This window comes from Campylobacter avium LMG 24591, from assembly GCF_002238335.1.
Taxonomy (GTDB): Bacteria; Campylobacterota; Campylobacteria; order Campylobacterales; family Campylobacteraceae; genus Campylobacter_D; species Campylobacter_D avium.
This window is the reverse complement of record NZ_CP022347.1, coordinates 166,206-185,802: the sequence shown is the minus strand read 5'-3', so window position 1 is coordinate 185,802 and position 19,597 is coordinate 166,206. Positions and strand designations below refer to the sequence as shown.

The 19,597-nt window shown below is 34.8% G+C and carries 18 protein-coding genes and 2 pseudogenes; 3 read left to right on the top strand and 17 right to left on the bottom strand.

Annotated elements, in window-relative coordinates; all coding sequences use genetic code 11:
• Positions 1-92 precede the first annotated feature (92 nt).
• Both CAV_RS09290 and CAV_RS09285 read right to left on the bottom strand, forming a co-directional pair.
• Positions 93-482: pseudogene (locus CAV_RS09290) on the bottom strand (methyl-accepting chemotaxis protein); the annotation flags it as partial.
• A gap of 780 nt (positions 483-1,262) precedes the next feature.
• Positions 1,263-1,781 (bottom strand): annotated as a pseudogene (locus tag CAV_RS09285) (cache domain-containing protein); the annotation flags it as partial.
• A gap of 373 nt (positions 1,782-2,154) precedes the next feature.
• Between CAV_RS09285 and CAV_RS00950 the strand changes: the two are divergent.
• Positions 2,155-2,541: an ornithine carbamoyltransferase gene (locus tag CAV_RS00950; protein WP_094325510.1), complete on the top strand. Its 387-nt coding sequence runs from the start codon at positions 2,155-2,157 to the stop codon at positions 2,539-2,541.
• The gene (gene rsmD / locus CAV_RS00945; RefSeq protein ID WP_148131211.1) at positions 2,538-3,113 is read left to right on the top strand and encodes a 16S rRNA (guanine(966)-N(2))-methyltransferase RsmD; all 576 of its coding nucleotides are present in this window, start codon (positions 2,538-2,540) and stop codon (positions 3,111-3,113) included. Before CAV_RS00950 ends, rsmD begins: the two co-directional genes overlap by 4 nt.
• Here rsmD and serC read toward each other — a convergent pair.
• The 13 genes from serC to rrpB form a co-directional block, all read right to left on the bottom strand.
• Positions 3,094-4,167 carry a phosphoserine transaminase gene (gene serC / locus CAV_RS00940; RefSeq protein ID WP_094324653.1) on the bottom strand — a complete coding sequence of 358 codons (1,074 nt, stop codon included), beginning with the start codon at positions 4,165-4,167 and terminating at the stop codon, positions 3,094-3,096. The two genes, rsmD and serC, sit on opposite strands and share 20 nt — an antisense overlap.
• Positions 4,168-4,176: 9 nt before the next feature.
• Positions 4,177-5,340, bottom strand: a complete 1,164-nt coding sequence (gene xseA, locus CAV_RS00935) for an exodeoxyribonuclease VII large subunit (protein ID WP_094324652.1) — start codon at positions 5,338-5,340, stop codon at positions 4,177-4,179.
• Between the two features lie 73 nt (positions 5,341-5,413).
• Positions 5,414-6,124, bottom strand: a complete 711-nt coding sequence (ubiE, locus tag CAV_RS00930; RefSeq protein WP_094324651.1) for a bifunctional demethylmenaquinone methyltransferase/2-methoxy-6-polyprenyl-1,4-benzoquinol methylase UbiE — start codon at positions 6,122-6,124, stop codon at positions 5,414-5,416.
• On the bottom strand, positions 6,121-6,540 hold the full coding sequence (gene perR / locus CAV_RS00925; protein WP_094324650.1) for a peroxide-responsive transcriptional repressor PerR: 420 nt from the start codon (positions 6,538-6,540) through the stop codon (positions 6,121-6,123). The genes ubiE and perR overlap by 4 nt, the downstream gene beginning before the upstream one ends.
• Before the next feature lie 71 nt (positions 6,541-6,611).
• The gene (gene dxs, locus CAV_RS00920; RefSeq protein ID WP_094324649.1) at positions 6,612-8,450 is read right to left on the bottom strand and encodes a 1-deoxy-D-xylulose-5-phosphate synthase; all 1,839 of its coding nucleotides are present in this window, start codon (positions 8,448-8,450) and stop codon (positions 6,612-6,614) included.
• Positions 8,447-9,274 carry a flagellar assembly protein FliH gene (fliH, locus tag CAV_RS00915; protein WP_094324648.1) on the bottom strand — a complete coding sequence of 276 codons (828 nt, stop codon included), beginning with the start codon at positions 9,272-9,274 and terminating at the stop codon, positions 8,447-8,449. The genes dxs and fliH overlap by 4 nt, the downstream gene beginning before the upstream one ends.
• Positions 9,275-9,278: 4 nt before the next feature.
• A complete protein-coding gene (gene fliG, locus CAV_RS00910; protein WP_094324647.1) occupies positions 9,279-10,307 on the bottom strand; it encodes a flagellar motor switch protein FliG in 1,029 nt (342 codons plus the stop codon).
• Positions 10,307-11,995, bottom strand: a complete 1,689-nt coding sequence (gene fliF / locus CAV_RS00905; protein WP_094324646.1) for a flagellar basal-body MS-ring/collar protein FliF — start codon at positions 11,993-11,995, stop codon at positions 10,307-10,309. Before fliF ends, fliG begins: the two co-directional genes overlap by 1 nt.
• 12 nt (positions 11,996-12,007) lie before the next feature.
• Positions 12,008-13,105, bottom strand: a complete 1,098-nt coding sequence (gene hisC, locus CAV_RS00900) for a histidinol-phosphate transaminase (protein WP_094324645.1) — start codon at positions 13,103-13,105, stop codon at positions 12,008-12,010.
• A complete protein-coding gene (pheA, locus tag CAV_RS00895) occupies positions 13,095-14,165 on the bottom strand; it encodes a prephenate dehydratase (RefSeq protein WP_094324644.1) in 1,071 nt (356 codons plus the stop codon). Before pheA ends, hisC begins: the two co-directional genes overlap by 11 nt.
• Positions 14,162-14,920 carry an HAD-IIA family hydrolase gene (locus tag CAV_RS00890; protein ID WP_094324643.1) on the bottom strand — a complete coding sequence of 253 codons (759 nt, stop codon included), beginning with the start codon at positions 14,918-14,920 and terminating at the stop codon, positions 14,162-14,164. The genes pheA and CAV_RS00890 overlap by 4 nt, the downstream gene beginning before the upstream one ends.
• Before the next feature lie 204 nt (positions 14,921-15,124).
• Positions 15,125-15,952, bottom strand: coding sequence for a DUF817 domain-containing protein (locus CAV_RS00885; protein WP_094324642.1), 828 nt, complete (start codon positions 15,950-15,952; stop codon positions 15,125-15,127).
• On the bottom strand, positions 15,953-16,291 hold the full coding sequence (gene rrpB / locus CAV_RS00880) for a MarR family transcription factor RrpB (protein WP_094324641.1): 339 nt from the start codon (positions 16,289-16,291) through the stop codon (positions 15,953-15,955).
• A gap of 164 nt (positions 16,292-16,455) precedes the next feature.
• Between rrpB and CAV_RS00875 the strand changes: the two genes are divergently transcribed.
• Positions 16,456-17,076, top strand: a complete 621-nt coding sequence (locus tag CAV_RS00875) for an SDR family oxidoreductase (RefSeq protein WP_094324640.1) — start codon at positions 16,456-16,458, stop codon at positions 17,074-17,076.
• A gap of 28 nt (positions 17,077-17,104) precedes the next feature.
• Here CAV_RS00875 and CAV_RS09280 read toward each other — a convergent pair whose 3' ends face one another.
• The gene (locus CAV_RS09280) at positions 17,105-17,629 is read right to left on the bottom strand and encodes a methyl-accepting chemotaxis protein (RefSeq protein WP_425426156.1); all 525 of its coding nucleotides are present in this window, start codon (positions 17,627-17,629) and stop codon (positions 17,105-17,107) included.
• Positions 17,630-19,288: 1,659 nt separating this feature from the next.
• A complete protein-coding gene (locus CAV_RS00865) occupies positions 19,289-19,528 on the bottom strand; it encodes a ComEA family DNA-binding protein (protein ID WP_094324639.1) in 240 nt (79 codons plus the stop codon).
• Positions 19,529-19,597: the final 69 nt, after the last annotated feature.

Genomic DNA, 19,597 nt, shown 5'->3' with positions numbered 1-19,597 from the left:
GTTAAAAATTTTGGCCTAAAAAGCTTAGGTCTTAGTAGTATTTGAAAAGATTTATTAAGAAAAAAGGAAGGCCTTCACCCTCCTTTATATTTTCAAAACCTCTTCTTATTAACATCAGTTAATATATCAGAGGCTATGGTATTAACTTCTTCTGTTATAGAATTTGTATCATTAGCTACAGATACATTTTCTCTAGTTACACTTTCAAGTTCAGCTATGCTTTCATTTATTTGAGTAACACCTGCTGTTTGTTCTCTTATAGATTCACTTACTTCATTTACTGATTGCACTAATAAATTTATATTAGCTTCTATTTCACTTAAGGATTTACCTGTTCTTTCTGCAAGTTGTCTTACTTCATCAGCAACAACAGCAAAGCCACGTCCATGTTCTCCTGCACGTGCAGCTTCTATGGCTGCATTAAGGGCAAGTAGATTTGTTTGATCTGCTATATCTTTTATAACTTCTACTATTGATTTTATATCATCAGCTTGTCTTGCAACATCTTCTGTTTTACCTGAGATGTTTTGCATGGATGAGCTTATTTCTTCTACTGCAGCTGCAGATTGTTCAAGTGAATTTGCTTGAGCTTTTGAACCATCTGTTAGTTTTTGCATAGATTCTTTTAATTCATCTGCTCTGGTTGAGAGTTTGTTTGCATAGGAAGCTGAGGTTTTTAGCATAGATGCTATGGAATCACCTAGCGAATTTACACCTTTTTCCAAGCCTTGAGGATTTTCTATCCTTGCTGTAAAGTCATTTTTCTCGAAACTCTCAAAAACACTCGCAGGTTTTGATAAATCAAAGCCTAGCAAAGTTGTAAGAGCATTTGTCATCTCATTTAAACTATCTTTTATCTTGTTTGTTTGAGGGTTTTTAGAATTTTGGCTTATAATGGTTCCAAATTTACCCTTTTTAGCCTCATCGACCACCGATACAACCTCATTTACAAGCTTTGTATCATCCTCCATGTTTATCTTAGTTCTTTTGATGTTATCATCCATTAGCCTTGTCATTTGAGCTAATTCATCTTTTGAATTTAAAAGCTTTATGCTAGGTGCGTTTTTGCTTTCGTGATTTATGAAAGCAAAGAGCTGTGCTAAGGAAGTGCTTATATTGCCTAAAGGTGCTAAGAATCTCCTAATGATATAAACTAAAATCAAGCTTCCAATAATAAGCATAATAATACCAAGCACAATGTCTTGTAAAACAGCGTTATTAACCGCTCGTTCATAGTCAATTATACTCGCACTAACAGCCATACTCCAACCAAAAGGAAATTTCTTGTAATGCACATATGATGCTATACCTTCGTTATTTACGATAACAAAATTCTCTCCAACATTGCCTTTGTTGTCTTTTAGATATTTTTCAGTAGGTGTATCGTAATTATCCATAACTAGCTTTGAATTTGGGTGAGAGATTATGTCGAAATTTGAGTCAAAAATCATAACTCTTAAAGAAGGGAAAATAGGCGTTGAGAAATTTTTAAATCTTTCTTGAAAACCATCTACTATAATGTCCATAGCAACCACACCGGCGAATTTATCATTGCTATCATAAAAAGGCAAGGAAGCGGTAGCTACCATTTTACCCTTTGTAGAGCCAGCTTGAGATATGTAAGCATTTGTAACAAAAAAGCCATTTTTTGCCTTTGCCTCTACATACCAAGGCCTAGTTCTCATATCCATATCAATGGAGGTATAAGCATCACTAAAGCTTACTTTGCCCGGAGTGTAAGATTCGTTTATATAATTTCCATTTTCATAAACTATAAACATATCTGGGTATTTTACTGCTCCTGAAATTCTTGAAATCGCCCTTCTAATGTCTCCTATGTTCGATGAAGGCATATTTTTCATAACTGAGGCTATATACTCTAAGTGTTGTTGTGCTTCTATGCCCATAGTGATGTTTATAGTGGTATAGGAAGCGTCTAAAACCGTGCTTTGGACTAAATCATGAAGCTTGTTTACATTCGATGAAAGACTTCTAAAGCTCGAATATATAGAGGTTGCCATAATGACGACAAACACAGCTACGATGTAGGTGATTATTTTGAATGAGAGTTTCATGTCCTTACCTTTGCAATTGTAGTTTAAAATGTATTATAATACAAAAAAACAATAAATCTTGTTAAAAGTGAAAAAAATGATGAAAATAGCCTTAGAATGCAAAGATATAATCTTAGAAAAAACGCTTATGCTGTTTTTAAAAGATTTTTTAGTGCTTAAGAAAGAATGTGATTTTTTGGTTTGTGATGAAAAGCTAGATATAAACAAACCTCAATTTTTAATCAACAAGTATTCCCAGCACCTCTCACTGCCCTTTAGCAAAGATGAGCTTTTAAGCTCTTTGCAAAAATTTGATGAAAGTTTGAAAGAACTAGCCCTAAAACTAGCGGAAGAAAAAAAGAAAATTTTAGAAGATAGGATAGAAAAAATCGCCGATGAATTTAGGAAAGCTTATCAACAAGATATAGATAATGCCATATCAAAACTAAAGCAAACCCTTATAAATGCTATAAATGAAAAGATATGAAACTTTTTGCTAATATAAGCTTTGGTAAATTTAAGGGCAAAAAGCTTTTATTGCCAGATTTAAGCACTACAAGAAGCACAAAGTCCATAGTAAGAGAATGCGTTTTTAACAGCTTGCAAAATGAGCTAAAAAATTCTACCTTTATAGAATGCTTTGGCGGAAGTGCCTTAATGGCGGCTAGTGCTTTGAGTGCTTATGCTAAAAAAGCTTACGTTATAGAGCTTGATAAAAAAGCTTATGATATAGCTTATAAAAATGCTAAAAGCTTAGATGATGAAGCTATAAAGGTTTTGCAAGGAGACTGCTTTTTACTTTTGCCTAGCTTACTTGAGGAAAAAGACATCATACTTTATCTTGATCCACCCTTTGATATAAGAGAAAATTTCAAAGATATATATGAAAAAATTTACAAGTTTTTAGAAAAAATAGATACAAAAAATGTAAAGGGCTTCGTGCTAGAACACTACAGCAAACACGAAAGCCCACAAAGGCTAAAGGATTTTAGCAGAAAAAAATTTAAAAGCTTTGGAAAGACTAGCCTTTCTTTTTATTTTAAGCATACTTCTTTTTAAACTCATTCATAAAAGCACAAAGCTCTTTTACCTGCTCTAAAGTAATGGCATTATAAATACTAGCTCTAAGCCCTCCAAGTAGTCTGTGTCCCTTTAGACCAAGCATAGAATTTGCCTCTGCTTCTTTTACAAACAAAGCGTCTAACTCAGCATTTTTACTCTTAAAGCTAACATTCATAAGAGATCTATCCTCTTTTCTTGCAAAGCCGGTATAAAAGCCCTCACTACTATCTATGCACTCATAAAGTAAGTTTGCCTTAGCTTTGTTATTTTCATCTATCTTCGCAAGCCCACCTTGTTTTAAAAGCCATCTCATCTCAAGAGCAAAAATATATATGGCAAAGGTGTTTGGAGTGTTAAAAAGGGACTTGTTTTCGTTGTGAATGCTGTATTTTAGCATAGAAGGCAGGTTTTTGCTAGCACTTCTTTCTAGCATATCCTTTCTTATGATGACACAGGCAAGTCCTGAAATTCCTGCGTTTTTTTGAGTGCCTCCATAAAAAAGAGCTATATTTTTAAAATCAACTTCCTTTGAGAAAAAATCACTTGAAGCATCCACTACCAAAGGTGCTTTAGTGTCTGGATAGCTTTGATACTGGGTGCCATAAATTGTATTATTAGAACAAATATAAGCATAATCAGCATTATCGCTAAATTTAACATCAGGTATATGTGAAAAATTATCCTCCTCGCTACTTGCTACAACATTTAAATTTACATTTAAAATTTTAGCCTCTTTTATAGCCTTTTTTGTCCAAACTCCCGTATTTACATACTCACAAACTCCGTTTAAGCTCAAATTCATAGGTACCATAGCAAACTGCAAAGACGCTCCACCTTGTAAAAACAAAACCTCATAATCATCGCTAAGCTTATATAAACTCTTTACATTTTGCATAGCCTCAAAATGCACTTCCTCAAAAAGTTTAGTTCTATGGCTTATCTCCATTATCGAAAAGCCCTTGCCCTTATAGCTTAAAAGCTCATCTTGTGCCTCTTTTAAGACTTCTAGCGGTAGGGTTGATGGTCCTGCACTGAAATTTATCACTCTCATTTTTATCCTTTATAAAATTTTAGCCTCTTTTTTGGAGTCAAAGCTCAACAAATCCACGATTTCGCCACTTTTTAACTCTTTTAAAGGAAGCATTTTACCATTTTTTTGTATGCAAACTAGATTTTTGCTTTTTTCAAAAAAGTTATTATGCAAAGACAAAGCATTTTCAAATTTTTCTACTAAGGATTTTTTAGTATTTATTTTTGAAGTTATGAGCAAATTAAGCTGTTTTTGCAAAAGCACTAGCTGTTTTATTTTCTGATCTAAAAGCTCTTTGGGCGATCTTGCCTTAAGCATTTTTTCGCAAAATGAAAGACTTTGCTCTGCCTTATCTAAGATATTTTTCATAAAAAAAACTAATCTATCCTCTAAATTATCAAGCTTTTGAGCTAATTCATCCTTTGAAAAAAAGGCTAAATTTATAGCTGCACTCGGGGTTGGAGCTCTTAAATCAGCTACAAAATCACTTATCACATAATCTATCTCGTGTCCTATGGCTGAAATTATGGGCGTTTTAGCCTTAAAAATTTCTCTAGCCAAAGCTTCATCATTAAAGCAAAACAAATCCTGCTTAGACCCGCCCCCTCTTGCTATGATGATTAAATCAAGTCCCATTTCATCAGCCTTTTTAAGTGCTTTTATGATAGAAGCAGGAGCATTTAAGCCTTGAGTTAGGGCATTAAAAAGATAAAATTTAGCTAAAAAATACTCCTTTTGCCTGATAAGTTTTAACATATCTTCAAGAGCTGCTGAAGTAAATGAGCTTATTATGCCTACTTTTTGGGGCAAAGGGCTTATCTTTTTTTTGAATTTCTCATCAAAAAGCCCTTCTTTTTCAAGCCTTTCTTTTAACTCTAAAAATTTAGCTTCCAAATCTCCTAAGCCTGCTTTTTGCATATTTTTAGCTATGAATTGATAGCGTCCGCTTTCAGCATATAAGCTTACAGTGCCGCTAAGCTCTAAAAAATCTCCTGCTTTTGGCACAAAATTTAGCTTTGAGTTATTTGCCCTAAACATAATGCAAGATATGCTTGCTTTATCATCTTTTAGCTCAAAATACCAATGCCCTGAGCTATGTACGGTGATATTAGATAATTCCCCGCTTAATGAGATATTGTCAAAATGGGCTTCAAGTAGGGCTTTTGCCTTTAAATTTAACTCGCTAACATTCATAATCAATCTTTTTTCAAAAAGCTAAGAAGAAATTAAGCACTTGCAACTTACTCATCTTTTGGTAAGCTACAAATTAAAGCTTCCTTGCTATAAACATAGAGCTTACATCAAAACTAAAGCTCTCGTAAAACATCATTTCAAAACCAGCTTCCCTAAGCTCTTGCATAAATTCATCTTTGCTTAGAAAATCATCTATAGAATTTGGTAGATACTCGTAAGCTTCTTTATTATTACTAAGATAAGCGCCGATTTTAGGCAGGATGTATTTTAGATAAAAATCCCTGAAAATAGCCACAAAGCCGCCTTTTTCTCGTCTAGTAAATTCCAAAACAAGCAAAATTCCGTCTTTTTTAAGCACCCTTGCAAATTCACTTAAGGCTTCTTTTCTTTGCACCACATTTCTAATGCCATAGCTTATGCTAAGTATATCAACTTCCTTGTCTTTAATCGGCAAATCCTGTGCCAAAGCCTGTATAAATTCTATGTCTTTAAATTTAGACTTGGCAATACCAAGCATACCACCGCTAGGGTCAACGCCTCGTATCGAGGATATTTTCTTAGATAAATTCTTAGCACTTTCTTGCCAGCTTTGTATCATATCACCTGTGCCACAAGCTACATCTAAAATTTTCAAAGCATTTTTAGAATCAAAACAACGCAAAACCTTTTTGCAAGCCCTTTGTCTCCAACTTACATCAACACCAAAGCTTAAAATTCGATTTGCCTTGTCATAGCTAGGCGATATATCATCAAACATAGCTATGATTTTGTCTTGTTTTTTCATTTAAGACCCATACAAGATGAACAAGTGTCTGTGTATGCACTGATATTTAGCTTATTTATAAAGCTGCCTAGCTTTTTTTCTAGTTCTTCTTGATAAGAAAGCAAATTTGTATCTTTAAAATCCAAGTCGCTGATATTGCCACAATTTGAACAAATTATATGCATGTGAGGCTCTTCGTATATATCATAATAAGCTTTTTGATTTGGCACATTTACCTCTACCACCAAGCCCTGTTCTTGCAATGTATGAAGATTCTTATACACTGTGGCTAAAGATATGGAAGGGTATTCATTTTTAACTTGTTCGTAAAGCTCGTCTATATTTGGGTGTTCGTGTTTTTTTAGAATTTTAAGCACGCAAAGCCTTTGTGGAGTGGCCTTTAAATCGTATTTTTTAAGTAACTGTATAAGTTCCATGGCAAATCCTTAATTTTTCCTGATTATACAAGAAAAATACTAACACAAAATATATTTATTGATATTTTTTATTATTTGCTTATTATTTGCATTATCTTTTTGCTAAGAGAAAGCGTATCAAGCTCTAAGTCTTTTTCCACATCCGCTAAAGAACCATGAGCTATAAAACTATCCTCATATTCAAAGCTTGCTAGCTTAATATCTAGGTCGTATTTTTGTAAAAAATTTGCTAGCAAAGAGCCTATGCCGCCTATTTTTGCACTATCGCTAAAGACAAACCAAAGTTTAGTTCTTTGTGCTAAGTTTTTTAAAAAATCCTCATCCAAAGGCTTTGCAAAGATTAAATCCACCAAATTCGCAAATTTTTCCTCCCCGCTTAGCTCATCTTGCACTTTTTTTGCCTTGCCAACCCCTTGTCCATAAGCTAGAAAAGCTATTTTAGAATTTGAATGTTCCAAAAGCTCAGCCCTTGCAAATTTCACCTCACCAGCTTTAAACTCATCATCTAGCAAAAAACTTCCTCTTGGGTATCTAAAGGCAAAAACTCCCTTGTGCGTTAAAGAATAAGACATAATGTTTTTAAGCATTTTTTCATCTCTTGGAGCTGCTAGAGTGATATTTGGAATGGCTGATAAAAAACTTATATCAAAGGCTCCTTGATGAGTTTCGCCGTCCTCTCCAACAATGCCTGCTCTATCTATGGCAAAGACTACATTTAAATTCATAATGGCACAGTCGTGAATGATTTGATCATACGCTCTTTGTAAAAAGGTGCTATAAATAGCCACGAAAGGCTTAAAGCCTTCCTTAGCCATAGCTGCCATAGAAGTAACTGCGTGCTGCTCGGCAATAGCTACATCCCAAAATCTCTCAGGGTATTTTTCTATAAGCTTATCAAGTCCTGTTCCGCTTGGCATAGCAGCTGTTACGCCTACTATTTTTTCATCAATAGAAGCTAATTCTAAAAGATAGTTTGAAAAAAGCTCGGTGGCTGATTTTTTGCTCGAATTTTTAATAGCCTTTCCCGTGTTTATATCAAAAGCACCCACGCCGTGCCAGCTAGCGTGTTTACCCTCGGCTGGCTCATAGCCCTTGCCTTTTATGGTTTGAACATGTATAATGCAAGGTTTTTTCATGGCCTTTGCTTTTTTAAGCGTACTTATAAGCTCTTTTATATCATGCCCATTAAGAGGCCCTATATATTCAAGCCCAAGCTCTTCAAAAAGCAGGCCAGGGGTGATGAGCTTAAAACTTTCTTCAAATCTTTTTGCCATATAAGTAGCGCTTTGAGGAAAGAAATCAAGCATTCTTTCAACTCTTTTTTTGAATTTTTGGTAAAACTCGCTTGACATAGCTTGGGAAAGATAGTTTGAGATAGCTCCTATGGGCTTTGAAATGGACATTTCATTATCATTTAAAATGATAACACAGGGGTATTTTTTATCTCCAAGCTCATTTAAAGCCTCATAAACCATACCTGCACTCATAGCCCCATCGCCTATTAAAGCTATTGGTTGTCTATCCTCATTTTTAAGCTTTATGGCCTTGCAAGCACCGACTAAAAGCGATATAGAAGTACTTGAATGCCCAGCTATAAAATAATCTCCCTCACTTTCTTTCGTGTAACCGCTGAGTCCTTTAAAGGTTCTTATGCTGTGAAATTTATCCCCTCTACCGCTTAAAATTTTATGTGCGTAAGCCTGATGAGAGACATCAAAAATAAAAGGGTCTTTTTTATAATCAAATACATAGTGCATAGCTATGCTAAGCTCTATTGTGCCCAAATTTGAGCTTAGGTGCCCTCCGTTTTTGCTAACCACTGAAATAATTTTTTGTCTAAGAAGCTCGGCAAGTTCTTGTAGTTCGTTTACATCAAGGTCTTTTAAATTTGCTTTTAGCAAATCTTTCATTGATTTACCATTTTTTTGATTTTATCTAGGCGGCTATTTAAATTTGATTCTATATTTGCTACATCGCTTAAAACTATAACGCTACCCTTTGAAATAGCGTCATCTAGCGAAATTTTAAGATTTTTTACATCGCTTAACTTTGATTTTACAAAGTCATAATCAAGAGGACTAACCCTAAGCTCTATGCTAGAAGCACCCTTTAACTCTTGCATAAGTTCTTGTGCTAAATTTAGAGCAATCTTTGATGAGGACTCCTCAAGCTCCTTTGCAATAACTTCTTTTGCTATATCTATGGCGGTGCTAGCAAGCTCTTTTTCATTTTTTTCTATAAAGCCATCCAGCCTCTGGCAAGCCTCATCAAGCTTTGCTATGCTTTTTAGGTATTTTTCACTGATTTCATTAAGTTCTTTTTCAAATTCTGCCTTAGCCTTTTCATAGCCTTCTTGTTGTGCGTTTTGCTTGGCGTTTTCAAGCTCTGTATTAAGTCTATTATTAAATTCGCTTTCTTGGCTCTCAATTTGCATTTGAAGCTTTATGATATTTGATGACATTTCATCAGTTTTTTTAAGCAAATCCTCTACAAAAGCGTTTTGAAAAGTATTTGTTTGTGTAGCTTGGCTGGCAGGAAGTTCATCTTGCTGTGCGTCTTGCGTATCCTGGTTTACCTGCATTTGCTCAGTTTGAATACTTGCACTTTGACTTTGTTCTTGTCTTTGATTTTGCTCTTGTTCGCTCGCAAACTCAGATAAAACCTTAAAATGATAATTATCGATTACATGCTTATCAGAATTATTTGTTGAGATTACATTTGTAGTTTTTATCATATTTCTACTCTATCATCTCATCGCCATCACCGGTCTGAATCAGACCCTGTTCTATGAGCTTTTGAACAACCTCAACAACCTTTCTTTGCGCTTCTTCAACATCCCTTACACGTACAGCGCCCAAAAAGCCCATTTCTTCTAAGAAGGCCTCACTTGCACGCGAAGACATATTGGCAAGGAATTTTTGTTTTAGCTCCTCGCTAGCTCCCTTAAGACCAATCATCAAATCCTTCTTATCAGCCACTTTTAAAATTTCTCTAAGCGCTTGAGAACCGAGCTTTGATATATCATCAAAGGTAAACATCAAGTCTTTTATGGTTTCAGCAAGCTTTTCATCGCTTTGTTCTATATAAGTAATTGTTGATTTGGAGGCCTTTTGACCCAAGCGGTTGAGAATTTCTGCAACAGCTCTTGGACCACCAACTTCAACCTTATAAGAAGTAAGGCTTTCTAACTTGCTTTCAAGCACAGCTGAAACCCTTTTAATGATAGATGGTGAGATATCACCAAGACTTGCCATACGAATAGCGACCTCAGCCCTTAACTCATCGCTAAAATACTCCAAAGTTTCAGCAGCATGTATAGAGTCCATATGAGCTAGAATTAAAGATATGGTTTGAGGGTGCTCTTTGGTGATAAAATCAGCTAATTGCTGAGGTTTTATCTGTGCTAAGTATGCGAAATTTTGGTTATTTTCCATACTTTTTGTAAGTTTTTCTAAGATTTTATTTGCTATGTCAGGACCAAAGGTTCTAAATAAAATTTCTTTTGCGTATTCTAAGCCGCCGCTTTTTATGTATTGATTTGATTGAAGTAGAGTGTAAAACTCCTCTAAAACAGCAGTAGCCACGGTTTTATCGACCTGCTTTGCCATTGCTATGTAGCGAGAAACTTCGGTGATAACATTTATTTCCATATGCGAAAATACAACTGTTGTTGTATCCTCACCTAGTTGTATCAAAAAAATGGCGATCTTTTCTGGCATAGAAAGATCGTCATAGATCATTTTTTGTTCTTCGCTAAGCTTTATCATTAAAGATCCCTATTTTCATTATACTCTGTGTCATTTTCAACCAAGGTTTGAAGAAGTGTTGCCACCTCTTGGCTCTTTTCATTCACCAAGGCCTTAAGTTTTTCCAGCAAGACATCGTATTGAAGGGCATCTTCGTTTATACCCTCTCCAAAACCAAGCTGCTCCTCAACCCTTTTTCTAGCAGCATTGAATTTCTCCAAAGCATCCTCAGCGTCATCAACAGGCCCAAGATCCCTTTGTGCTTCTTCTTCGGCAGATTCTATATCTGCAAGCATTTTTTGTGTAAAAGGTGCAATAACCTTCTTGTAAAAAATAAAGAGCAAGATAGCGGCAATAAAATACTTAACAGGAGGTATAAATGGCTCGATAAATCTTGAGTAAAAGGTTTGAACCTTGCTTTCAACCTTTATGTCAGGTCTTCTAAATTCTAGATTAGAAACAGTTACCTCATCCCCTCTTGCAGCACTGTAATTTATAGTTCTTTGCACTAAATTTTGTATATTTTGAAGCTCAGAAGCACTCAAAGGCACATACTCAACCTTTTTTTCTCCATTCTCATCAACACTTTCTTGATACTTACCATCAATCATAACAGCGGCTGAGGTTCTAATAATGGTTGCAAAGGACTTTTCTGTATTAGTAATAGTTTTTGAAATTTCGTTATTTGTTGTAACTTGATTTTTCTTATACTGTTCAATTGTGCCATCATCGTTTAATCCTTCAACAGGACCTATATTTGAAACAGCTCCAGGAACGCCTTGTATAACAGGATCTTTTTTACCCGTTCTTTCCTCGTTTAAAGTTTGCTCACTTCTTATAACTGTGTTTGGGTCATAAATTTCACTTTGTGAATTCATCTTTGAAAAGTCAAATTCTATATTTACATTCGCCACAACCTTATCAGTGCCGCCCGCAAACGGAGCTAAGGTATTAATAATCTTTTGCTCTAGTTCTTGTTCATGATCTCTTTTGTACTTAATTTGTGCTGCGATAACATCACTTTCATATGCACCGTCCTCCTCTAAGGTGATACCTTTTTGGTCTGTTATCTTTACATTTTGCGTAGTAAGCTTTGGTATAGCCGAAGCAACTATGTTTTTAATGCCGTCAATTTGCTTTCTAGTAAGTTTTAGACCCTCTTTTATAGTTAAAACTACAGAGGCGGTTGGTGGGGTTTGTCTTTCTGTAAAAACTGAAGGTTTTGGCATAGCAATATGCACGCTAGCCCTTTGTATAGGCTCTAGGCTTTCGATGGTTCTTGCAAGTTCTGTTTGTATGGCTCTTAGGTATTTTATCCTTTGCTCTTCATCTGTTGCGCCAAATTGCTGCTGGTCATAGCCTTCCCAGCCCATTTTAGAATCTTTTATAAGACCCTCGCTAGCTATAGCCATTCTTTGTCTATACACATGCTCTTGAGGAACTAAGATAGTGCCTTCATTTTGTATAGTGTATGGGATAGAATTTTGCTCTAAATAAGTAACTATGGCTGAAGCATTGCTAGCTTCTGTATTTTCAACTAAAACCGCGTAGCCACTTGAAGAACTTGAACCTGTTCCCCTGTAAAGTGCTAAAAAGACTAAAAAAGCAACCACAGCCACCAAAGAAACAGCTATAACTATCTTTTGTCTTTTGCTTAAGTTTTGAAAAAGCTGCCCCACTTGGTGAAGCATATTTTTAAATTCTTCCATAAAACCCTCTATCTAAAGCTTATAAATTTTAGCAAATTCATCAAAAAATCTATCGTTGTTTTTGCTTGTCCCTATAGTGATACGCACAGCATTCATACCATAACTTTGCAAATTTCTTATTATTATACCTTTTTTAAGCAATTTTTCGCACAAATCACCGCTATTTTTTTCATCAAAGGTATAAGTTATGAAATTTGTATAAGAATCTATGTATGAAATTTGCATTTTTTTTGCAAAATCCTCATATCTTTTAAGCTCGCTTAAATTCGTCTCTAAGCTTTTTTTTACAAAGTCTTCATCATCAAGGGCTGCTAAGCCTGCTTTGAGCGATAGATTTGTTACATTAAAAGGTGCTCTTATCTTGTATAAAGTCTTTATAATTTCTTCATTTGCAATACCGTAACCAAGCCTTAAACCGCCCAAAGCATAAAGCTTTGAAAAGGTTGCAAGGTAAAGGACATTGCTAAATTTAGCAAGCAAATCCTTAGCTTCTATCTTTTTTTTAGGATCTTTAAAGGCAGCGTAATCATTATAAGCACAGTCAAGCACCACAATACAGTCTTCATCACAAAAGCTTATAAACTCATAAATTTCATCCTTGTCTAAGCACTCTCCTAAGGGATTATTTGGCACACAAAGATAAACAAGTTTTATCTCCTCTTTATGTTTTGCATAAAGCTCTTTTAATTCCTTTAAATTATGAGTTTTAGAAGCTGTTTTATAAGCCTTAGCTTGGCAGTGTTTAGCATAAATTTCATACATAGCAAAGCTAATACCGCACTGAAGATAGGCATTTTTTGAATTTAGCTTTGCGTGGCTTATAAATTCTATGATTTGATCGCTTCCTGCACCTATGATTAAATTTGAAACCTTGACTTCATGCTTTCTGGCAAGTTTTTCCTTTAACTCGCTCATATTATCATCAGGGTAAAGATGTGCTAGATGAGCATTTTGTTTTATAGTCTCTACAACTTTTAAGGAGGTGCCGAGTGCGTTTTCATTACTAGCTAATTTTATAACCTCTTTTACTCCGTACTCTTTAGCTACGGCTTCTATATCCTTGCCCGGTTCGTATATTGGCAAATCATTTAAATAAGCATTAAAGTTCATTTTCATCTCCACGCAAGTATGATCCAAGCCACACATAATCAATTCCGCTTAAGGCTCTTTGCACATTTTCATCATCTATATGCCCGTCAAAGTCTAGGTAAAAGCTATGTAAAAAGTCCTTTGATTTTATGGGTCTTGATTCTAATTTTGTTAAATTTATATTCTCCTCTTTAAAGGCATTAAGTAGCGCTGATAAGGCACCGGGTTTGTGTGCAGTTTGTGCCAAGATAGAAGTCTTGCAATTTGGCATTTTTGAAAGCTTTATATCGCTAAGTATTAAAAATCTGGTGCGGTTTGCTAAATTATCTTCAATCTTGCTAAAAAGTATGGGCACATTATAAAGCTTTGCGGCTATCTTAGAGCAAATGGCGGCGGCCTCTTTATCCTGTGAGGCTAGATAGGCTGCTTGGGCTGTAGATTTAGAGGGGATAAATTCGACTGAGGCTAGGTTATGGCTCTTTAAAAAGGCTAGACATTGATTATATCCTTGTGGGTGAGAATAAATTTTTTTAATCTCCTTTAAATTTTCATTTATACTTACAAAGGAATGATGTATATCCATATAAATTTCGCCAAAAATTTTTATTTCTTGGTATTTGCCAAGGCAGTCTAAGCTGGTGCCAACCGCTCCTTCCGTGTTGTTTTCTATAGGGATTACGCCATAACTTGCTTCTTTGTTTATCAGCTCTTTGAAAACATCTTCTATCGTATCTAAGGCAACATAAGAACTCATAGCGCCAAAACGGCTCCTTGCTGCTTGGTGAGTGTAAGTGCCCTCAGGTCCAAGATATGCTATGCACTGAGGCATTTCTAAATTCCTTGAAACAGCAAAAATTTCTTGATAAATCGCCTCTATAGCATTTTGATTTAAAAGCCCTTTGTTGTTATTTTTAAGCCTTGAGATGATGGCCCTTTCTCTTTCAGGACGGTAAATTGCACTTTGTGTGCTTTGCTTTATCTCGCCTATTTCTTTTACAAATTCCATTCTTTGATTTAAGAGCTTTAGAATTTCATCGTCTATATTGTCTATCTTTATCCTTAAAGAATCTATACTGTTCATAAAATTTCCTTTAAATAATCCTCTACGCTGTCATATACAAAATCAAGCTTGCTTATATCTAAATTCACAGCACTTTTTATTTTCCCACTTAAGACAAGTGCAGTTTTCATACCCAAATCCTTAGCTCTTAGCAAATCGCCCTTAAAATCATCACTGATTATTAAAACTTCACTAAAGCTAGCATTTTTATCTTGTTTTTTAAGCAAAGACAAGGCTTTTTCATAAAAGGTTTTGCTGGGTTTTCCAACAACCTCATACTTACAATTTGTAGCATAATGTAACATAGCCATAATGCTACCAACTCCAGGGTAGCTTCTGTCATTTTTCTTATAAATGCTAGTTTCGTGCATTGCTATTATCTTTGTGCCTGAATTTGCAAATTCTATCATAGAGGCAAAATCAGCAAAGGAAAAATTATCATACGAGGCTATTAAAAGTGCTTCTGGAAGCTTATAATCAAGCTCATAGCCTAAGCTTTCTAAGCTTTGTAAAAAGGCTTTTGCTCCGTAAGCTGCTATCTTAGAGGGCTTTATAAAATCTTGCAAAAGGCAAAAAGGGTCTAAGTAGGCATTTTCCTTTATCTCAAGCCCTTTGCGTTTTAAATCGCTTAAAAGGCTTAGGTTTTTTGTGTTATTTGTGATGATTACATAAGGTATATTGCGTAAATTTAGCTGCGCAACAAGCTCTTTTGCACCTTTTATTAAAGACTTATCCTCATCACTTAGTAAAGTTCCTTGCACATCCAAAAAAAGCATAAAAAGCCCTTAAATTTTTTCACAAGTATAGCAAAAATTACGCTTTTGTGAAAATTTTAATACTTAAAAATACATCTAAATTTAGGCTATCTTAAATTTAGATGTATTTCTGACAGGTGCGAGCTTTTTCAAATTTGCTAAATTTATGGCAAAGAAAGCTTTTACACCCTTATTTGCTAGTGCTTATTAGCCACAAGTAATTTTTTAAGAAATTTTTGCCTTAATATCTTTTAAAAATAAGGTTATGGTAAAGGTCATAACTATAACCAAGCTCCAAGCACCCCACTTGCCTATGCTTACAAAAGCCCAAGCTCCAAGCTGATTAGGATAACGCCAAATTCCAAGCAAGGTGCCTAAATTTTCAGCCAAATATATAAAAAATCCAACTAAAATAAAGCTCAAAAGCAAGGGCATTTTTCTTTCCTTATCAAGAGGGGTAAAGACTATGAAAGACCTTGCGTAAAGCCCTAGCAAAAAGGCCAAAATATAATATCTATAATCTCCTATGTAATGATGAGTGAAGAAATTTACATAAATTAGCGTGGAAGTAAAAACGGCCAAGACTAAGGGAGGGTGATTTAACACACGCATGTTAAAAAGACGCCAAGCCTGAATTACATAGCTTCCAACAGCTGCATACATAAAACCCGAAAAAAGCGGCACTGAAAATACTTTACTATAAGCAAAATCCGGATAAGCCCAAGAATTCACGACAGAGGTCTTAAAGGCCTCAAGACAAAAGCCTAAAAAGTGAAAAACACAAATAGCCTTTAACTCATCTACAGTCTCAAGTTTAGCAAGAAGCATAAAAACTTGTATTAAAATAGCTATAAGCAAAAGCAAATCATAGCGATAAAGCCCGAAAAGCCCTTCCTTTGGCACAAAAAACATAGCTAGGAAAAAAAGTCCCGCAAACAAACACGCCCTTGCTTGCTTGAGCGTGAAAAATAAAAACTCAAGAAAAAATCTCTTAAAAGAGCTTAAATTCCTAGCCTTGTCGTTTTTTAAAAAAATATCAATTTTTTTCAACATTTATTTTAAATCCAAATTTTGATAGCTCTTTCCCCAAGCAGCAAGGGAGCTTAAAACACTATCTAAACTAGCTCCCAAAGGAGTTAAACTATACTCTACCTTAGGTGGTACCTGTGCAAAAACCTTTCTTTTTATAAGTTTTGCTTCTTCTAATTCTCTTAAATTTTGGGTTAGAACCTTTTGGGAAATGCTTTGATTTTTAGTAGCAGAAATTGACTTTTTAAGCTCGCTAAAACGCTTTTTACCCTCTAATAAATCTCTAATTATAATAAATTTCCATTTATTTCCTACGAAATTTAAGGTGGTTTCAACAGGACAAGGAGAATAATAAACACTCATTTTTAACCTTTAAATTCAGAAATTTAAAAAAAATTATATCACAATTTACTACGAATTTAGCACAATAGTATCAAAAAAGTAAGTATATAATATTTTTATGCCTACTTGAATTTATATACTAAGTTTTTTATAATTAGCACTCAAATTTCATAAAAGGAGAAAAAATGAAAAAGGTAGCAGTGCTAGCTGCTAACGGCAAATCAGGTTCTTTAATCACAAAAGAAGCCTTAAAAAGAGGCTATGATGTTAGTGCCTTTGTAAGAAGTGGGGTAAATGCTGATGCAAAAACTGTTGTAAAAGATATATTTGAGCTTGAAAGTGCTGATTTATACGGCTTTGACTATATAATCGACGCCTTTGCACAGTGGCAAGATTTAGACTTGCATTTAAAACACATACAACACCTAGCTAAAATTTTAAAAGATAGCAAGGCAAAACTTATAGTAGTAGGCGGTGCTGGAAGTTTATACATGGACAAGGAGCATAAAGTAAGATTGATGGATAGTGCTGATTTTCCAAAGGAGTATTTGGGTGTAGCTAGAGCAACGGCTGAAGTTTTAGACTTTTTAAGAGAGCAAAGGGATTTTAAATGGCTTTACATCTCGCCAGCGGCTATATTTGATTATGAGGGAGAGCTTGGAGAATACGAGCTAATAGGAGAGGAGTTTAAGACAAATTCTAAAGGAGAGAGTAGAATTTCTTACAAAACTTACTCTAAGGCTTTGATAGATAACGCCTTTAAAGATGAGTTTGTTTTCAAAAGAATTTCTTTTATACAAAAGTAAACCTAGGGGCAAAAGCCCCTTAATCTACTTAAAACCTCTTCTTATTAACATCAGTTAATATATCAGAGGCTATGGTATTAACTTCTTCTGTTATAGAATTTGTATCATTAGCTACAGATACATTTTCTCTAGTTACACTTTCAAGTTCAGCTATACTTTCATTTATTTGAGTAACACCTGCTGTTTGTTCTCTTATAGATTCACTTACTTCATTTACTGATTGCACTAATAAATTTATATTAGCTTCTATTTCACTTAAGGATTTACCTGTTCTTTCTGCAAGTTGTCTTACTTCATCAGCAACAACAGCAAAGCCACGTCCATGTTCTCCTGCACGTGCAGCTTCTATGGCTGCATTAAGGGCAAGTAGATTTGTTTGATCTGCTATATCTTTTATAACTTCTACTATTGATTTTATATCATCAGCTTGTCTTGCAACATCTTCTGTTTTACCTGAGATGTTTTGCATGGATGAGCTTATTTCTTCTACTGCAGCTGCACTTTGTTCAAGTGAGTTTGCTTGAGCTTTTGAACCATCTGTTAGTTTTTGCATAGATTCTTTTAATTCATCTGCTCTGGTTGAGAGTTTGTTTGCATAGGAGGCTGAGGTTTTTAGCATTTTTCTTATTTCTTCACCTAAGGTATTTGTTACTATTTCAACTCTACCCTTAGCTTCTTTTACCTCAGTTGAGAAATCAAGCTTTACAAAGCTATCAAACACTCTGTTTAATTCTGGTAAGTCATTTCCTATTGCTGTTGATAATAAATCTAAGAGTTGATTTACTGAATCCTTTAATGAATTTAGTTGAGGATTTGATCCTTGTAAGGTAATTCTTCTAGTTGCGTGTCCTCCTCTTGTGTGATTAATTACATCAAGGGCTTCTTTTACTAAATTTGAATCTTTTTCTAAGGCTCTTTGAGTGTTTTTAGCATTCTCATTTATCATTAAGCCAATTTTACCCAACTCATCTTTAGCTCTTATCTTTATAGGTTCTATGTTATTTACTTCGTGGTTTATGTATTTGAATAATCTTTCGAGGGCTAACACTATGGTTGGGAGACGAGAAGATACTGTAAGTCTGACTAAAAACCAAATGGCTGCTAAAACTATGATCAAAGCTATGGCTGAAGTTAGCGTAAATACTACCAGCAAGGAATTTAAATCCTCTAGTATGGACTTTGTTGGAGCTGCTATTAACATCATCCAAGATGAATCAGCACCGTATATAGTGAAAGGATATATTGATAAATATGTATCCACGCCATTTGTAGCCTTATACTCAAAAATTCCTTTTTCATTTTTGTCTAAAGCTTGTATGGCCTTGGCGTTTGCATCTTTGTCAAGTAAATCTTGAAGCTTTTTTAACTCTCTATCTTGCACTTGATGAAAGGCTATAGTTCCGTCTTGATAAAGCAAGGCTCTTATCTCACCCTCGAAATTTAAGACCTTAGGATCTGTGATGTATTTTTTCGCAACTGTAAAATCAAATACAGCTCCTAAAACCCCTACAAATCTTCCGCCCTGTCCATACACTGGGTAAGCAAAGGAAATTCCTATAAAATTACGGTCTGAAAAAGACATAGCCCTTGGCTCGCCAATCACTACATGATCGATCTTTTGGCCATTTTTAGCACTGTTAATAATATCTTGAACGGAAGCAAAATTTACTACACTGTCATTAGCTTGAGCTGGTGTAGATGTGCCTGAACCGCTTGTATCCTCAAAAAACATTACAGTTTCGCCGCTTTGTGTTTGAAACAAAGGATTTGTTTTTAAGTGTTCTGGTGCATTTGGGATATAAAAGAAGGCATAAGCTGTGTAAGGCGAAGAAAGTGCAAGTGATGATACTATATCGTCTATCCTATCTGCTGATACATTATTTATATGATTTGCCTTAAATATGTTATTTAAAGTGTTAGAAGTGTTTTTTGATAAGGATGAAATTTCATGAAACATACCTTCCATGTAGTGACCGTAATTCTCAGACTGACTTGAAACTATAGCTTCAGCATTGCTTCGCATACTTTTACTCATCTGTGTGCTAAGTATCAAAGTAAGCGAAACCAAGGCTATAAACACCACAAAACCTATGGAAAACATTATTTTTGAACCAATACTCAAACGAGAAAACATAACCCCCCCCCCCCGTTACAAATGTAGAATTTAAAAGTTAGTAAAAATGACAAATTTAAAGCCACAAAGGGCTTTAAATTACTGAACTGTTATATCTTGCTTGATACTTTCAAAAAGTTTAGGGCCTATGCCTTTAACCTTTTTTATATCGTCTATTGAAGTGAAATTTTGCTCATTTCTATAAGCAACTATAGCCTCGGCCTTGCTTTTACCAATACCTTTTAAGCTTTGTAGCTCCTCAACTGTAGCTGTGTTGATATTTACAGCAGCGAACAAAAATCCAGATAAACATAGCAAAAGGACTAAAAATTTACTCATCTTACTTTCCTTAAATAAAAATTAAAACTTTAATTCTTTCATAAAGAAACTTAATTTAAACTTTAACAT

Coding starts and splice junctions, on each gene's coding strand:
- CAV_RS00865 (WP_094324639.1), bottom strand. CDS start 19,528: ATGAGTAAATTTTTAGTCCTTTTGCTATGTTTATCTGGATTTTTGTTC.
- ubiE (WP_094324651.1), bottom strand. CDS start 6,124: ATGAAAAAACAAGACAAAATCATAGCTATGTTTGATGATATATCGCCT.
- dxs (WP_094324649.1), bottom strand. CDS start 8,450: ATGAAAGATTTGCTAAAAGCAAATTTAAAAGACCTTGATGTAAACGAA.
- CAV_RS00885 (WP_094324642.1), bottom strand. CDS start 15,952: ATGTTGAAAAAAATTGATATTTTTTTAAAAAACGACAAGGCTAGGAAT.
- CAV_RS09280 (WP_425426156.1), bottom strand. CDS start 17,629: ATGCAAAAACTAACAGATGGTTCAAAAGCTCAAGCAAACTCACTTGAA.
- fliH (WP_094324648.1), bottom strand. CDS start 9,274: ATGATAAAAACTACAAATGTAATCTCAACAAATAATTCTGATAAGCAT.
- rrpB (WP_094324641.1), bottom strand. CDS start 16,291: ATGAGTGTTTATTATTCTCCTTGTCCTGTTGAAACCACCTTAAATTTC.
- serC (WP_094324653.1), bottom strand. CDS start 4,167: ATGAGAGTGATAAATTTCAGTGCAGGACCATCAACCCTACCGCTAGAA.
- fliG (WP_094324647.1), bottom strand. CDS start 10,307: ATGATAAAGCTTAGCGAAGAACAAAAAATGATCTATGACGATCTTTCT.
- xseA (WP_094324652.1), bottom strand. CDS start 5,340: ATGAATGTTAGCGAGTTAAATTTAAAGGCAAAAGCCCTACTTGAAGCC.
- fliF (WP_094324646.1), bottom strand. CDS start 11,995: ATGGAAGAATTTAAAAATATGCTTCACCAAGTGGGGCAGCTTTTTCAA.
- CAV_RS00890 (WP_094324643.1), bottom strand. CDS start 14,920: ATGCTTTTTTTGGATGTGCAAGGAACTTTACTAAGTGATGAGGATAAG.
- CAV_RS00950 (WP_094325510.1), top strand. CDS start 2,155: ATGAAAATAGCCTTAGAATGCAAAGATATAATCTTAGAAAAAACGCTT.
- hisC (WP_094324645.1), bottom strand. CDS start 13,105: ATGAACTTTAATGCTTATTTAAATGATTTGCCAATATACGAACCGGGC.
- perR (WP_094324650.1), bottom strand. CDS start 6,540: ATGGAACTTATACAGTTACTTAAAAAATACGATTTAAAGGCCACTCCA.
- CAV_RS00875 (WP_094324640.1), top strand. CDS start 16,456: ATGAAAAAGGTAGCAGTGCTAGCTGCTAACGGCAAATCAGGTTCTTTA.
- rsmD (WP_148131211.1), top strand. CDS start 2,538: ATGAAACTTTTTGCTAATATAAGCTTTGGTAAATTTAAGGGCAAAAAG.
- pheA (WP_094324644.1), bottom strand. CDS start 14,165: ATGAACAGTATAGATTCTTTAAGGATAAAGATAGACAATATAGACGAT.